At 61.4% G+C, this 13,945-nt stretch carries 17 protein-coding genes; 11 read left to right on the top strand and 6 right to left on the bottom strand.

Annotated elements, in window-relative coordinates; all coding sequences use genetic code 11:
• Window positions 1-86 precede the first annotated feature (86 nt).
• From NKH41_RS30755 to NKH41_RS30720, 8 genes are all read left to right on the top strand, one after another.
• A complete protein-coding gene (locus NKH41_RS30755) occupies window positions 87-689 on the top strand; it encodes a phage connector family protein (protein WP_352770674.1) in 603 nt (200 codons plus the stop codon).
• Window positions 686-3,142, top strand: coding sequence for a phage tail protein (locus NKH41_RS30750; protein ID WP_352770676.1), 2,457 nt, complete (start codon window positions 686-688; stop codon window positions 3,140-3,142). Before NKH41_RS30755 ends, NKH41_RS30750 begins: the two co-directional genes overlap by 4 nt.
• A gap of 282 nt (window positions 3,143-3,424) precedes the next feature.
• Window positions 3,425-4,024: a hypothetical protein gene (locus tag NKH41_RS30745; RefSeq protein ID WP_352935414.1), complete on the top strand. Its 600-nt coding sequence runs from the start codon at window positions 3,425-3,427 to the stop codon at window positions 4,022-4,024.
• A gap of 2 nt (window positions 4,025-4,026) precedes the next feature.
• Complete coding sequence (locus NKH41_RS30740) at window positions 4,027-4,518, top strand: hypothetical protein (RefSeq protein ID WP_352501172.1); 492 nt, start codon at window positions 4,027-4,029, stop codon at window positions 4,516-4,518.
• A complete protein-coding gene (locus NKH41_RS30735; protein WP_352935411.1) occupies window positions 4,518-7,139 on the top strand; it encodes a hypothetical protein in 2,622 nt (873 codons plus the stop codon). Before NKH41_RS30740 ends, NKH41_RS30735 begins: the two co-directional genes overlap by 1 nt.
• A 7-nt stretch (window positions 7,140-7,146) precedes the next feature.
• Window positions 7,147-7,443, top strand: coding sequence for a hypothetical protein (locus tag NKH41_RS30730; RefSeq protein ID WP_352472061.1), 297 nt, complete (start codon window positions 7,147-7,149; stop codon window positions 7,441-7,443).
• A gap of 165 nt (window positions 7,444-7,608) precedes the next feature.
• Entirely contained in the window at window positions 7,609-7,875 is a 267-nt protein-coding gene (locus NKH41_RS30725) for a hypothetical protein (RefSeq protein WP_352780643.1), read from the top strand.
• Between the two features lie 1,186 nt (window positions 7,876-9,061).
• On the top strand, window positions 9,062-9,436 hold the full coding sequence (locus NKH41_RS30720; protein ID WP_352770684.1) for a hypothetical protein: 375 nt from the start codon (window positions 9,062-9,064) through the stop codon (window positions 9,434-9,436).
• A gap of 123 nt (window positions 9,437-9,559) precedes the next feature.
• On the opposite strand, the gene NKH41_RS30715 is transcribed toward NKH41_RS30720, so the two are convergent.
• Entirely contained in the window at window positions 9,560-10,129 is a 570-nt protein-coding gene (locus NKH41_RS30715) for a hypothetical protein (RefSeq protein WP_352770710.1), read from the bottom strand.
• On the opposite strand from NKH41_RS30715, the gene NKH41_RS30710 reads away from it, so the two are divergent.
• A complete protein-coding gene (locus NKH41_RS30710; protein WP_352780638.1) occupies window positions 10,014-10,625 on the top strand; it encodes a GDSL-type esterase/lipase family protein in 612 nt (203 codons plus the stop codon). The genes NKH41_RS30715 and NKH41_RS30710 overlap by 116 nt on opposite strands.
• A gap of 33 nt (window positions 10,626-10,658) precedes the next feature.
• Window positions 10,659-11,243, top strand: a complete 585-nt coding sequence (locus tag NKH41_RS30705; protein ID WP_352770689.1) for an acyltransferase — start codon at window positions 10,659-10,661, stop codon at window positions 11,241-11,243.
• A gap of 28 nt (window positions 11,244-11,271) precedes the next feature.
• Here NKH41_RS30705 and NKH41_RS30700 read toward each other — a convergent pair whose 3' ends face one another.
• The 5 genes from NKH41_RS30700 to NKH41_RS30680 all read right to left on the bottom strand — a co-directional run bounded on the left by NKH41_RS30700 (window position 11,272) and on the right by NKH41_RS30680 (window position 13,474).
• A complete protein-coding gene (locus tag NKH41_RS30700) occupies window positions 11,272-12,018 on the bottom strand; it encodes a hypothetical protein (RefSeq protein ID WP_352770691.1) in 747 nt (248 codons plus the stop codon).
• A gap of 267 nt (window positions 12,019-12,285) precedes the next feature.
• Window positions 12,286-12,459, bottom strand: coding sequence for a hypothetical protein (locus tag NKH41_RS30695; protein ID WP_352452704.1), 174 nt, complete (start codon window positions 12,457-12,459; stop codon window positions 12,286-12,288).
• Between the two features lie 167 nt (window positions 12,460-12,626).
• Window positions 12,627-12,932 (bottom strand): hypothetical protein, encoded by a 306-nt coding sequence (locus tag NKH41_RS30690; protein WP_352770694.1) that lies wholly within the window; start codon window positions 12,930-12,932, stop codon window positions 12,627-12,629.
• 40 nt (window positions 12,933-12,972) lie between these two features.
• The gene (locus NKH41_RS30685; protein ID WP_352491000.1) at window positions 12,973-13,155 is read right to left on the bottom strand and encodes a hypothetical protein; all 183 of its coding nucleotides are present in this window, start codon (window positions 13,153-13,155) and stop codon (window positions 12,973-12,975) included.
• Window positions 13,156-13,288: 133 nt separating this feature from the next.
• Window positions 13,289-13,474 carry a hypothetical protein gene (locus NKH41_RS30680; RefSeq protein WP_352474196.1) on the bottom strand — a complete coding sequence of 62 codons (186 nt, stop codon included), beginning with the start codon at window positions 13,472-13,474 and terminating at the stop codon, window positions 13,289-13,291.
• Between the two features lie 152 nt (window positions 13,475-13,626).
• On the opposite strand from NKH41_RS30680, the gene NKH41_RS30675 reads away from it, so the two are divergent.
• Window positions 13,627-13,905 (top strand): N-acetylmuramidase domain-containing protein, encoded by a 279-nt coding sequence (locus tag NKH41_RS30675; protein ID WP_352770697.1) that lies wholly within the window; start codon window positions 13,627-13,629, stop codon window positions 13,903-13,905.
• Window positions 13,906-13,945 lie beyond the last annotated feature (40 nt).

Raw genomic sequence — 13,945 nt, 5'->3', positions numbered from 1 at the left:
TCCCCAGCCGCTTCGAAGCGGCTTTTTGCCGTGGAGGCACCATGCCCCGTTTTCTCCGACCAACCATACAGACAGAGGGCTGAGCCATGGCCATCACCCCGCTCGACATCGCCAACATGGCGCTCGCCGTGCTCGACGAGGCGCCGATCGACAGCCTCGACCAGGACGCCAAGGCGGCGCGCCTGCTCAATCTGCATTTTGACCTGACCCGCGAGGCCGAATTGACCAAGCATGCCTTTGTCTTCGCCATCCTGGCGGCCTCGGTCGCCGGCTTCGACACCTGCGGCGGCGCTGGCACGCTGAACTTCGCCTATGAGCTTCCCGCCGATTGCCTGCGGCCCTTGCCGCTGACCCATAATGGCGAGCCGGATGGCGTGCCGCTCTCATGGCGGCAGGAGGCCGGGCTGATCTATTCGGATCAGGCCGGACCGCGCGTCATCCGCTATGTCGCCAATCTGACCGATCCCAACGACTGGGACGCGCTGTTCAGCGAAGTGCTGGTGGCGGCGCTCGCCATCAAGATCGCCCATCCGTTGACCCACAAGGCCAGCATGATCGACGTCGCCCGCAGCGCCTATGACAGGGCGCTGGACGCCGCCTATTCAGCCAATGCCATCCAGCGCGGCGGCAGATTTTCAACGACGTCCTGGGCTTTCCAGCGCGGCGACAGCCGGGGCGTCGGCCGATGACCACGCTCTATCCGGTCCAAGATGCTTTCATCCGCGGCGAGATTTCTCCCCGCTTGCATGCTCGCGCCTCGCTCGATCTTTACCGGGCGGCGCTGTCCAAATGCATGAATTTCGTCACGCTGCCGCATGGCGGTATCAGGAAGCGTGGCGGCACCTATTTTTGCGCGGAGGTGAGGGACTCATCAAAGGCGACACGGCTGATCCCGTTCATCTTCTCGGCCGATCAGGCCTATGCGCTCGAATTCGGCGATCTCTACATCCGCGTCTATGCCTATGGCGCGCGTGTCGGCACGGTCGAAGTCGTTTCGCCTTATCCCGAGGCCGATCTGTTCGACCTGCAATTCGTCCAGTCGGCAGACCAGATGTGGATCACCCACAAGGATCATCCGGTCAAAGTGCTGACGCGCACTGCGCACACGACCTGGACGCTCGCCGATTTCGTCTTTCTCGACGGCCCATACGACAAGATCAACACCACGGCCACGACGCTAACGCCGGCCGCAACCGGCAACGCCATGCCGGTCATGGTCGCGAATACGCTGCCAAGCGGCACGGTCAGCAACAGCAACGGCTCATCCGACGTGTGGCAGGTGTTCGATGGCGACAAGCAGAAGGGGGAGAACATAGCGGGCTTTCCGAGCGGGTATCTGCGCTACCAGTTCGGCGGCGGCGGGGCCAAGACGGTCGACGCCTACTGGATTACCGCCACGAATGATCACTCAGACACTGCATCGCCGACCCAGTGGCAATTCCAGGCCTCGCACAACGGCACCGACTGGACGACGCTCGACAGCCGGGACGGAGAGACCGGCTGGTCCAAGTCGGAAACCCGTTTCTTCGACGGCTTCAACAACACGGTTGCCTACGAATATTATCAGCTACTGTTTTCAGGTGGCGGCAGCGATGGAACCGCTATCGCCGAACTGGCCCTGCACGAATACGCGCCGTCGCAAACGCCGTTCGATCTCTCGGCCTCCTCGATCGTCGGCATCAACGACGGCATCGGCTTCCAGACCAGCGATATCGGCCGCGCCATTCGTCTGCTTGGCGCGGATGGCTTCTGGCGCTGGGCCAAGGTCGTTGCCCGGACCAGCACGACGGTGGTCACGGTCCAGTTGTACGGGCATGCTCTGCCCGATCTCAGCCCGATCATTCGCTGGCGTCTCGGCACGTTCGTGCCCGGCAAGTATGTCCAGAGCGGTTCGCTTTACGAGGAGCGTCTGGCGTTCAGCCGAAAATTCTCGGTCTATGCCTCGCAAACCGGCGATTTCGACAACTTCGCCACCGGTGAGAAAGACACCGACGCGCTGGAATTCGTGCAGGCAGGTGGCGGCCAGGCCAATGACATTACGTGGGTGGCGGAATCGGACGGTGCGCTGATCATCGGAACGCTTGGCGGGGTGAGGGCGCTGTCGGGTTCCGGCATCGACGAGGCGCTGACGCCGTCCTCGTTCAAGAACCGCCGGTCCCGGACTTTCGGTTGTGCCCCGCTGCGTCCCGTCGATGCGGGGCAGTCGTTCCTCTATGTCACCCGCTCCCGCAAATCGATCGCCGAGCTGACGCAAAACGCCACCGGCCGCTTCACGTCCGACGATGTCGGTCAGATATCGGAGCACATTCCCAAGAAAGGCGTCGTCGAACTCGCCTTCCAGACCGACCCCGATCCGCTGCTCTGGTTCCCGCTCGGGGATGGCGAACTCGGCGGCTACACGCACCAGCCGTCGCAGGACGTTCGCGGCATGCACATCCACCAGATCGCCGGAAGCTTCTCAGGATCGAACTGGGCCGTTGTCGAAAGCGCCGTGGTGACGCCCGGCCAGGACGGCAACGACGATCTCTGGCTGATCGTCAAGCGCACGATCGGCGGCGTGACCAGGCGCTATATCGAAATAAAGACCGCGCCGTTCGAGTATGGCGGGATCGGTGATGCATTCGAAGTCGACTGCGGCCTGACCTATTCGGGCGTCGCTGTGGGCACGGTCTCAGGGCTTGATCATCTCAACGGCGAAACAGCCGACGTCCTGGCCGATGGCAAGGTCTACAAGGGCCTTGCTGTGGCCGCTGGCGCGGTCTCGCTGCCCGGTGGGGCTAAGGCAGCCAAATGGCAGGTCGGGCTCGGCTACCAGTCCGAAGCCAACACGCTGGAGCTCGATGTCGGCGGCCGCGACGGATCGATCGTCGGGCGGCGCAAGAAGGTGGCCAAGCTCATTCTTTCGCTGCTGGAAACCGACACAACCGGGCTTCAGGTCCAGTCGTTCATCCGCGGCCGCTGGGAGCAGGTTCGCATCCCGTCCGTGGTTGCACCCGACGGCATGGCGAAATTGTTCACCGGCAATGTCGAGGTGCCGATCGACGATAGCTGGGAAGGGCAGGGGCGGGTGAAGATCCGCCACGTCAATCCAACGCCCTGCACGATCAGGGCGATGACACCGGTGTTCGACGCCGAGCCTTAGAAACTGCTGATCTCCCCCCTCGAGGGAGATGTCGCCGAAGGCGACAGAGGGGGTCGGTTCGTCCTGACGCGGCCTCCTATCGCCTCCATCGCGGGGGAAGAACGCCGGCGCTCCACGCGAGACGACCCCCTCTGGCCTACCGGCCATCTCCCCCTCGAGGGGGGAGATCACCCGCTCCGTCTTCCATCGCTTCCCCAACCAAGGAACCCACCAGTGACCCCAACCCATGCCGAGCAACTCGGCAGGGCGCGGACGGCTGCCGATTTCGCTGCCATCCGCGCCTTGCTCGACACCGACCTCAACGATGCGATCGCCCGCAAGGGCGAGCTGGAAACGGAAAAGTTTGACGCGATCTTCGGCGCCGGCAATTTGACGGCGGCGCGTGCCGCATTGGACGACTGCAACGCTGAAATCGCGCTGATCGAGAAAACCATCGAGGACGCGGACGAGCGCCGCATTGGCGCCCCCCTGGACGAACCCCCCGCCGAAGCCGTCGCCGCCACGCCCGCGCCGGGCGACGAGGTCAGGACAAACGCCGAGGCGCTCGGCGAGCGCTGGCGCACGATCCACTGGCTGATCGAACAGCTGCGCCAGGAGCTGTTCGCGGCCGATGCCTTGAGCCGCGCCATCATCGCTGCCAACGGCCTGTTCAATGCCGACGGCGCTGCCGGGGTCAGAGTCAACCTGACCACCATCCGGCGCACTGCCATGGCCGGCCCGCGCGCCGCCGCGCCATCGCGTCTCAGCCGCCCGGCGATCCAGGTCGACCGGCTGCTTTTGTCCTTCCTCAGCCCGGGCGGCGTGCTCGACCGGCGGCCTTCGATCGGTGCGCCGGTCGACGGCATCAAAAGCAAATTCATTCCCGCCAGCGAACGAGGCTGACCATGTGCACACTAGCTCTTATCGGTACGGCGCTTTCGGTCGGCGGCGCGCTGGCGGAAGGCCAGCAGTCCAAGCAGATGGCCGAGTACCAGGCCAAAGCCTATGAACAGCAGGCGCGGGCCGACGCCCAAAGCTCGGCCTTCGAGCAGGGCCAGGAGCGCCACAAGCAGGATCTGCTGCAGGCGCAGGCGCGTGCCCAGGCCGGCGCTTCGGGCGTCGCTATTTCTGGTTCGCCGACCGAGGTGATGGCGGCCAATGCAAGGCAGGGCCAGCTCGACCTCAAGGCGATCCAGTACGGCTCGCAGCTGCGCCAGAACGGTCTCGCCACGCAGGCGGCGATCGCGCGCTTTTCCGGCAGGCAGGCGGTGGGCGCCTCGATTTTCAAGGCCGGCAGCAATCTCGTGTCCGGCATCTCCGGCATCTACGACCCGGCCAAGGCGGTGACGTTCGGCGGAAGCGCCTTCCCGCCGGCGCCGGGTGGAGGCCTCTACTGATGGCCACCATCCCGCTCCAGCTTGCCCAGCGCCGCCTCGATACCGGCACTGTGGCCTCCTATCCCGACGGCTCGCCGGTGGGCGCCGCCATGCAAGGCTTTGGCGACGAGCTCTCGGCGATTGCCGAGCGCTTCAAGCAACAGAAGCAGCAGCAGGACGCGTTCGACGCCGACATTATCGGCCGCGAGCTGAACGCACGCATCGCCCACGCCGAGGCCGTGGCGGTGCAGACCGCGCCGGCCGACGGCAGCGGCCTGCACGACTTCATGTATGGCCAGCTCGATCCGCGCAGCGACGGCGTCGTCAAGCCCGGCCTGTTCGACCAGATCTTCGACGACACCGTAGCGAAAGTGCCGGAGGGCGAACGCGCCAATTTCCTCGCCCAAAAGCAGGCATTGCGGCTGGCCGGCTCGGCGCGCATGGCCGCGCAGCAGCATGCGCGGCGCCAGAACTATGAGCAGGCCGAGTGGAGCAAGGTCGAGGACGGCTACACAAGCGCCATCGCGCAGGGCGACCCGGACGACACAGGAACATTCGAGGCGATCCGGCAGAGCGGGCTCGAGCTGATCGGCAAGATGGGCAACCCGGTGGCCCGGCAGGCCGCCGAGGCCGCCTGGCGCAGCAACACGGCAAAGGCGCTCGCCCAGGCAATGATCGCCAAGGACCCGAAGCGCGCTGCGGAGGTGCTGGGGACTGGGCCGGTCTCAACGGACGGCAGGACTAAGGACGATACCATCGAAGCTGTGGGCGGACCTCGGGCGAGTGGGTCCAGCGTGCTGGCGACGCGCGAAGCGCCCGTAGGTGGCCTTCCGTCCGACGAAACACCTATCCGCACGGGTTCCGTGGGGCCCGTCGGAAATACGGCTTGGGCTGCCGCAGGACCCTGGATTGCCGACTTGTCGCCGGACACGGTTCAGGATCTCGGCCAGAAGGCGCAGGTAGCGACTGTGGCAAGCCTGGTCGATGCGCGCACGAACATCGACATCGCCTTGCAGAACGCGCCGGCTGCCATTGCCAATACCGGCAGCTATTCTGGCAAGACACCGGGTGCCGAAGACTTCACTGCCGTGTACGGCGCCGAAGATGGCGGCAAGCGTCTCCAAGCCTTCGACATAACGGCTGATATCGGCCGCGCGGTTTTCGACATGCGACCCGTCCCGAACCAGGCGATACACGCCCAGATTCGGGATTTTGAACCCGGCCCCTACGGCTCGCCGGAAGAGCGGGAGCAATATGAGATAAGGGCCGGCGCCGCGCAATTGGTGCTGGGTGCCAGGCGCGCCGATCCCGCCGGTTACGTCGGCCAACTGTTCCCGAACCATGCTCCGGACTGGGATAAGATCACAGCTCCTGAGGATTATAAGGCTGCCGTCACCTGGGCCGTCGCTGCTCAGCAGGAGTTGGGCTTCGACCGAATACTGCCAATGCCCTGGGCTGTAGCTGGCCAGCAGGCGGCGAAATACATCGACCAAGGCGTGCCGTTCGAAAAGCGCCTTGCCAAGTTGAGTTCGATCGTCCTGGCGGTTCGCGATCCTGATGCCCGCAAGGCGACAACCCAACAGATTTCTGTGGCGGCGGAAGCCCAGTGGCGAGCCAAGGCCGCCCAAGATCCGAACGTCGCGCCAGAGTCGTTGGAAGCCCAGGTTGCAGTGCTCAAGAACGGGCTGGCGTGGATCGGGGAACATCCGGCCCAAGCCCAGTACAGCACCATGCCGTGGCTACAGCAATTCGGCTTGGCGTTCTCGGATGTCGGCCGCCTCACGGCTAAGGGCGCGGCCGCCGGCGGTGCGGATGCGATCTCCGCCGGGCTGGACTCCGCTTGGTCCGGAGGAAACTACCAGAACCTCCTCGAAGATGAACAGGCCAAGACCGAGGACGCCGAGGACCGGGCCGGTTCGGCCGGTTGGGCGGCGGAAGCCCTCGGCACCGGCTTAAGCGGATATGGCCTGGCGGAGAGTTTGTTCGGTTTGCTGGGCCGGGCAAGCGTTGGCGCGGCGGCAGAGAACGGCTTGATCGGTCTTGCTGCCCGAACTGGCGTCGGGGGTGTGGCGGGTGGCACTTATGGCGGGGCATACGCCTTCAACACAGGACAGAGCGTCCCCTGGGGAATTGCCAACGGCGCGCTTTGGGGGGCGGGCGGCAATGTCCTTGCCGAAGGGCTCAGTGCAGTTGGCAGCCAGGTGTTGGCAAGGCTTGCCGGGCGTTCTGCGAATGCTAAACCTGATATCGTACTGGATAGTGGGGCTCCCCCGGTTTCTGTCAATGCACAAGAGATTCCGATCTCGACCGGCAAGGCCCGAGAAATAAGGAGGCCCTATACGCATTTGGAAGATCCTCCCAACGTTGCGTCCGGCAAGGATCCAACAAAGAAGCAGAGGATAGCTATTTTCGAGGAAAATAAAAGGGTGAATGATGGAATTTTGAGATCGGATAAGAGTGGTATAGAAACAATTCCAGCAAAGAAAAGCACAAGAGGCGTAACTCCTCCAAAAAACGAAGCTCATATCGATCACATAGATCCGGTTAATCCCGCTGACAAGACAAAATCGTCAGGATCAAATAGCTATAAAAATCTTCGTCTTACGGCTGGGTTTGAGAATATAGAAAAATCGAACAAATAGGTGACATATGACCGAATGGAAGTTCGAAAACCCAAAAAACACAGCCGTTATTTCGACTCGGAAGATATTTAGGGGGGGCGGCTGGATTGCGTATGTGTCACATGATGATGACGGCGACGATAATGAGTCGTGGCAATTCTACGGAAATGAAGCTGAAGTTGATCAAGATGACCTAATTTTAGTGGCCTTGGTCGAGGTGGTCGAGCTTGATGGAACTGTTGCACAGTTGGCGGATTTGCCGTTAGGCTGGCGTGCGTGGCGCGATACAAAGTCTTCGCCATGGAAGCGCGACAAAATCACCTAAACACATTCTGAATGGTAGCGGAGTTTACTCTGCTTTGACCCGGTGAAAGTAAAAAAAGGCGTTACTCCTCCGCCAACGAATCACAGTTTGATCACATCGATCCGCTTATTCCAGTTGATCCGACAAAGACTCCCGGATCGAATAGTTACACCAATGCAAGGATGGTTGCAAGAATTCGAAACAGAGAAAGTGGAACAAATAGGCGCTGTGATGACTAAATGGAAGTTTGAAGACCCCCAGAACGTAGCTGTTTTTGTAAACAGGAAAGCTATACGCAATGGTAGGTGGGTTGCTCGCGTCGTGCATGATGATGATGACGGATCATGGCAGTTTCACGCGGATGAATCGGAAGATTTCGATGAAAGCGATATTATGATCATAAGCCTGAAAAATATGGTTGAAAAAGACAAGACTATTATGCAGTTTGGCTGATTTACCTTACGGCTGGTATGCTTGGCGCGAGACAAAAACCTCGCCATGGAGGCGAGGCAAAACCCTCGACGAACACCCAGAATCGGAGCGGAGTTAGTTTCGACTTCCAATTGTAACGGTTGACATGGGTGATTGCGACGCTGAGCGGCGGAGCCGACAGCGGTGCAAGAAACCGGGGCGTCACTTCGCACGGAGCGTTCTGGCAAGGACCAATCAGCCCACGGGCCGGAATATGGATGTGTCTCACGAGAAAGCGCTGGCCGACGGGGGGCAGATCACCTCTCAAACATCACGCATCGTGCGAGAGCAGATCATATTAAACACCATGGCGATGCAGGAGACTATGCTCGCTGGGCAAGAAGAAGATGGCTCAAGCAAGAAATGAAAGGGAACACAAGTGGTCGAGAGAAATTATAGCGACGTCAAACCCGACTTGACCAGCGTCACCCGCTTGCCGTCGACTGACAAAAGCACAGGCGATGAAGAGCTTGATGCTGCACGTCTGGAAGCCCTGAAAATATCTTGATTTCTATGATTGGGTTTCAGACATCAAGGGGGAATACCTTGGATACGGGGCCGACGGCATAACCTATATTTTTCTCTTCGAGATTGTTCCGGGCAGGCCGGAAGTTGACCCATGGATATGGGTAATCGTCGGCGATGTGCCCCCGACATATCTGCCGGCGGTAGACGCCAAGACTCCATACGAGGCGCTGGATGGATATATCGGCGCCATGGAAGAGTGGGTCGAAGCTGCGCGACGGGGGACTCGGTGGCAGATCTAATCCCGGTCAACGTGCCGCCTAGCCCAGCCAACGCCGAAATGTTGGATAGTCGTCTCAAATTTCTCGACGAAAGGGTGTTGCCGGAACTTCGAGAGTGATCGGCTGCCGCTTGTCGGCAAGCGCCGTCAGTTCCTTGACGAGAACGTGCTTTCGTTGCTCCCGAAGTGATGTACTGGCGTGCTCCGTGGCTCGTCGCGGATGCAAGCCCGGCACTCGGTTCGACCGGATCAGCACTGGCGCAATCACTGGTGAGTGCGCACGCCGGAAATGGCGACCAGGCACGCAACGTGCCGTCGGTCTGATTGTGGTCACGATCCTGGCTTATGGCCTGCTAACCGCCGAGCGGTCAGTTTGGCGGTGCCTCCTGGATCGCCTCCTGTTTCAGATGAAGGATTGACCTGTTGCGCACAGACACTTTTCCGACCATGGCAAGGATCGCTTTTCTGCTTACCTTGGCCGGCGTCCTCCTGCTCGCGCTTTCGCCGGTGCGCTTCCTGCAGGAGTTGGACATGGGCTTCACCTTCCACCATGACAAGCTCAACCACGCCGCGGCGTTCGCTGTGCTGGCGGCGCTCGGAAGCCTCGGCTGGCCGGAACACAAGACGAGGCTGGTCGTGCTCCTCGCCATCACCGGCGCGGCGATCGAGCTGCTTCAGGGCGCGCAGCTGATCGCGCGCGATATGGATATCCTCGACTGGGTCGCCGACTGCGCCGGCATGGCCTGCGGGCTGGTGGCCATGAGGGGCACAAGAAGGCTCATTGGCGGGCTGCTGTAGTCTCGACCGCGTTGCCGCTCTCCGTCCGGAAAATGTAAATCGCCGGCTGCGCCGGATAGCGCGGTGTCCGGCCGCGTAGCTTAAGTCTCCCACCGACAGCACCGAACCCCCTTCCAGCCTCGCTTATGCGGGGCTTTTTTTATGGAGCAAGCCCTCATGTCCCGACCTGCAACTGCCGCCGTTCGTCTCCTGACCGGCGAACGCGAACCCGTGCGCCTCGCAACCACGGCCGACATCCTCCTGCACGGCCTGCAGGCCATCGACGGCGTGCCGGCCGAAATCGGCGACCGCGTGCTGGTCAAGGACCAGGCCGACCCGACGCAGAACGGCATCTACACGGCGAGCGAAGGCGACTGGTTCCGCGCCGCCGACGCCCGTTCTACGCGCACCCTGCAGAAGGGCACGACCGTTCACACCCAGGTCGGGTCGGTCAACGCCGACCGCGTGTTCGAGTTCACGGCCGACGAGCCGGCCATCGGCGCCGATGCCATCACCATCGCCGCATCCGTTCCGCCCGACATCGCCGATGTGGTCGAAGAGGTCGAAGCGCTGCGCGATGAAACCCAGGCCTTGAAGGATGCTGCCGCAGCCAGCGCCGGCCAGGCATCCGACAGTGCCGCCGCTTCCGCCGCGAATGCCGGACGTTCCTACCAATCTAGCCGTCAGTGGCTCGGCCTTGGGGCTGAGCACCACCGCCTATCCGAGCTACGGAATGTCCAATGCGATCGCCAACATTCCAGTCGACGCGGAGCTGGTAATCTTGGAGCCGGGCCCGAACGCCTTTGGCGCGCAGGAGACGCCCCTGGGTGCTCTCGGCGACACGACCTACGCCACTCACTATGGTTCGCTGTGGGCGGCCTGCGCCGCCATCCGAGCGCGTGCGCCGAACGCCAAGATCGTCATGATTGGCACCTACAGCGGCGGCCCTGGACACGCGACGCACCGGATAGGTCGGGTCAATGGCCAGGCCAACACCATGGACCAGTTCTTCAAAGCCGAGTGCGAAGTGGCGAAGCTGCTGTCCATACCGTTAATCGACGTGGGTGGTGAGAGTGGCATCGGCTACCTGACCTCGTTGCTTTACATGGGCGATGAGCTCCATCCGAATGCTGCGGGCAGTCTGCGTCACGGAACTTTCGACGCTGAGGAACTCCGTCGTCTGTCGCGCCGGGGCTTCTTCGGAGCCTAGACTGGAATGGTCCTGTGTGGCAGATGTTCGCGAATGCGCGTCTTCTCCACCGTTCTCACTCTTCGCCGCCGCTTTTGGTCGTGGATCGCCACGGGCGCCGCTAGGGAGAATGCCGTCATCGGGCCGCGCACGAAGTTCGGCGCCGGGGGAGAGATCTTCAATATCCACGGCGACCGGTCTCGCGTCTCAATCGGCGCGGACAGCCATTTGGATGGACATTTGCAGGTCTTTGCCCACGAGGGTCGGATCAAGATTGATGATTGGTTCTATCTTGGCCCAAGCTCGACGATTTGGTCGTCAGACCCGGTGGGGATCAAGATCGGAAAGCGGGTACACGTCTCATGGGGTGTGGCGATCCACGACACCAACTCGCATCCTATGGACCCGAAGAAGCGCTTCGCGCAGATGCAAGCCATCTTCAAGCGGGGCCATCCTAGAGTCGACCCTGGCATCCGCTCCGCTCCGATCGTGATTGGAGACGATGTCTGGATTGGGAACAGTGCCATGATCATGAAGGGTGTCACGATCGGCGATCGGGCGATTATCTCCGCCGGTTCCATAGTGCGAACCGATGTCCCTGCTGACGCCCTAGTGCGGCCTGACCGGGTAATGAAATGATGCCTTTGGGTTAATGCTCATCACACGGTTAGCTCACAGTCACGAAGGGCATGTGCTCGATTCGCTCCCATTGCTCTTTCGCCGTGGTTCCTGACCAGCCGTTGCGAAGTGCACTCTCGCGGTACGCCTCCGCAGGCTCCAGTCCGGGCAAGGCCACAGTCTGCGGCAAGAAGAACAGGTTGCCGCCAGCCGCCGAGACAGCGACGAGTTTGTAGCCGTGGTTATTGCAGAGCTGCGTCAGAGCCGTGATCGAGGCGCCGTGATACCAACCGCTTTCGTGCTTTGCCGCCCTATCGAACGACGGATCGTATGGCACGGTGACGGGGTTGAGCCCAAAGCTGGCATTGTACTCGACGACGACAACTGAAGGCCGAGCCGGCAGCAACTCGTTAAGAAACCAGTAGTCATTGCCGTCGACGTCGACAGAAAGCACTCCGAGCTTCGGAAAATGAGTGCCAAGGCTCTTGATGTTGTCGAGCGTGATGAAGCTTTGGCGCGCCTCGATGCGCTTCGGGAGGACGGCTTTAGCCAGGCGAACCGTCGTGTGGTCGCCATCCACCAGCAGCCCATTGAAGCCTGTCAGACGGATGCAGTTGTATTCGGTCGGATGAAACCCGAACTCGACAAAAGTGCGGGGGCAATTGACCGCCAGACGGGAGAGAATGACGCTTTCATCGGATTGAGGCGCGCCGCCGATGCGTGCCTTCAACAGATGGTAGTAGAAGCGAAGCGGCGTGCTGCGGAGGAACGAATGCGCGCGGGATTGAATGCTCACTAATTGCCACTCTTTGAGCCAAGCTTAGCGAAAGCCGCCGCCTGAGTCTCGCCAGCGTCACTGCCGATATACATATACTCGCCCTCCGTTCTTATTGCCTGTTTGCGGCAAGCGGCGCTGGTTTGCAAGCTCGGAAGCCAGCAGCGATCGTCAGTACTTTGAAATCGCATTAACAATGGTACAGCATTTCGATCAGAAATCCTGGGGACCGAGAAGCATGAATTCGGAGCCGTCAGGTTTTATAGCCGCGACGCGCCGGCGGAGCCGCTACCGTCTGCTGTCCTGCGGCTTCTGGTGCGGGTCCTGGCTTTTCGACCACCAGACAAAATACAGCGAGCCCATCTTCATCACAGGCACGCGGCGGTCTCGTTCCCTGGCCCGCAACTCACGATAGGTCTTCATCTTCAGAGTGCCGCCAGGCAACCTGATACGCACTGCCATCGGTCCAACTCCCGTTGTGCAACGCAGCAATTTTCGTGCAATGCGGTAAGTAGAGACCTTCCGTTACGGGAGAGTCAACAGCAGCCTCATCAACTTATTTTGCAAACTGGCCGGCGGAGGTCGGGGCGGGCTTTCCCAGGCGCACGGCAGCCGAAAAAATTCATGCGTCATCCTGGCGACTGATCGTCAACCAAGCGCTGGCGGTTCGACCACCAGGTAAAATAGATCCGGCCGATCTTGACGACGGGTATGCGGCGGGAGCGTTCGCGGTCGCGCAATTCGCGGTACACCTTCACCTTCAGCGTGCCGCCCGGCATCCTGATACGCACTGCCATCGCTTCCGCCGCCCCCAAATTGTGCAATGCAGCATCGCCTTCCGCTGCGGAAGAGTCAATGCCTGCCCGCCGACTTTTTCTGGGACTAGTCGAGCGGTCTTGAGGTTTGGGCGCGCGCGGCGGTTCCTGATCCTGCATGGAAGCGTCAATGCCCAGTCGGGATCGTCGGGTGCGCGGGCTATTTCCTGGGCGAGGATTTTCTGGGCGAGGATGGGCGATCGGACACGCCGCTCGGCCACCAGATGACGAAGTAATTGCCGACCTGCCAAACCGGCACCTCGCGGTTCTGCTCGCGGCGCCGCAGCTCGCTCCTTTTCTTGATCTTCAAGGTGCCGCCCGGAAGCCTGATTCTTATCGTCACGTGTCCTCCCGCTAAAGCTACGAACGATAGACGGGAACAGTTTCATCCCGGCTAGGCAATTTCATCCAGGCCAAGCAATTTCGGGGCCGAAAACGCAGCGCGCCGGACCGCAGCGATATCGCCGGAACCGGCTTCATTTGAAGAAATCCGCAATGCCGTTGATGGCCAGCACCGCATAGACGATCGGTCCGGCGATAAACGCACAATAGAGACAGAGGATCGCCGCCAGCACCGCGAGCAACGGCTTGTCGCGAGCGACGGCGCGGAGCTCGGACTTCACCGACCAGCGTGCCGCAGCGGTTTGTTCATCATCAGACATGTGCACCATCCCGCGGCCATTTCACACGGCGGGTCGAAAACATCAACCTTCCTTGCCACATCGGCGCGGGCTGCCGCCAAATTCTGCTTTGCCGCCGCGCATCTGCTTTTTCAACCTCAAAACCTTGCCCGCGAGGGCGGAAAGGACTGCCCATGGACATGACGTTCAGGGGCGCCGCCAGGCGCCTCGATGATATAGACTTGCCGAAACTCGGTGCCCGGATCGGCGTCGGCGAGGACGAGATGCACGCGTTCCTCGATGTCGAGACCAGCGGGCACGGCTTCGACGCCGTTGGCCGGCCGGTCATCCTGTTCGAACCGCACGTCTTCTACCGCAACCTGTCGGGTGCCAAGCGGGCACAAGCGGTAGCCGCCGGCCTCGCTTATAGTTGTGTGCGTCAAGTTCTGCAAAATGGCGTGGCATCGCGGTGACGTCGGCGTGTCCGCCGCGCAGCCCCCGTGTTTAGCGGAG

The organism is Mesorhizobium sp. M1169 (assembly GCF_040318345.1).
Taxonomy (GTDB): Bacteria; Pseudomonadota; Alphaproteobacteria; order Rhizobiales; family Rhizobiaceae; genus Mesorhizobium.
The sequence above is the reverse complement of the archived record's forward strand: the minus strand, read 5'-3'. Positions and strand labels throughout refer to the sequence as shown.

Excerpts from the sequence above, each read along its gene's own strand:
- NKH41_RS30755 (WP_352770674.1), top strand. The coding sequence starts at position 87 with ATGGCCATCACCCCGCTCGACATCGCCAACATGGCGCTCGCCGTGCTC.
- NKH41_RS30750 (WP_352770676.1), top strand. The coding sequence starts at position 686 with ATGACCACGCTCTATCCGGTCCAAGATGCTTTCATCCGCGGCGAGATT.
- NKH41_RS30740 (WP_352501172.1), top strand. The coding sequence starts at position 4,027 with ATGTGCACACTAGCTCTTATCGGTACGGCGCTTTCGGTCGGCGGCGCG.
- NKH41_RS30735 (WP_352935411.1), top strand. The coding sequence starts at position 4,518 with ATGGCCACCATCCCGCTCCAGCTTGCCCAGCGCCGCCTCGATACCGGC.
- NKH41_RS30730 (WP_352472061.1), top strand. The coding sequence starts at position 7,147 with ATGACCGAATGGAAGTTCGAAAACCCAAAAAACACAGCCGTTATTTCG.
- NKH41_RS30710 (WP_352780638.1), top strand. The coding sequence starts at position 10,014 with ATGCTGCCGCAGCCAGCGCCGGCCAGGCATCCGACAGTGCCGCCGCTT.
- NKH41_RS30705 (WP_352770689.1), top strand. The coding sequence starts at position 10,659 with ATGCGCGTCTTCTCCACCGTTCTCACTCTTCGCCGCCGCTTTTGGTCG.
- NKH41_RS30695 (WP_352452704.1), bottom strand. The coding sequence starts at position 12,459 with ATGGCAGTGCGTATCAGGTTGCCTGGCGGCACTCTGAAGATGAAGACC.
- NKH41_RS30690 (WP_352770694.1), bottom strand. The coding sequence starts at position 12,932 with ATGCAGGATCAGGAACCGCCGCGCGCGCCCAAACCTCAAGACCGCTCG.
- NKH41_RS30680 (WP_352474196.1), bottom strand. The coding sequence starts at position 13,474 with ATGTCTGATGATGAACAAACCGCTGCGGCACGCTGGTCGGTGAAGTCC.
- NKH41_RS30675 (WP_352770697.1), top strand. The coding sequence starts at position 13,627 with ATGGACATGACGTTCAGGGGCGCCGCCAGGCGCCTCGATGATATAGAC.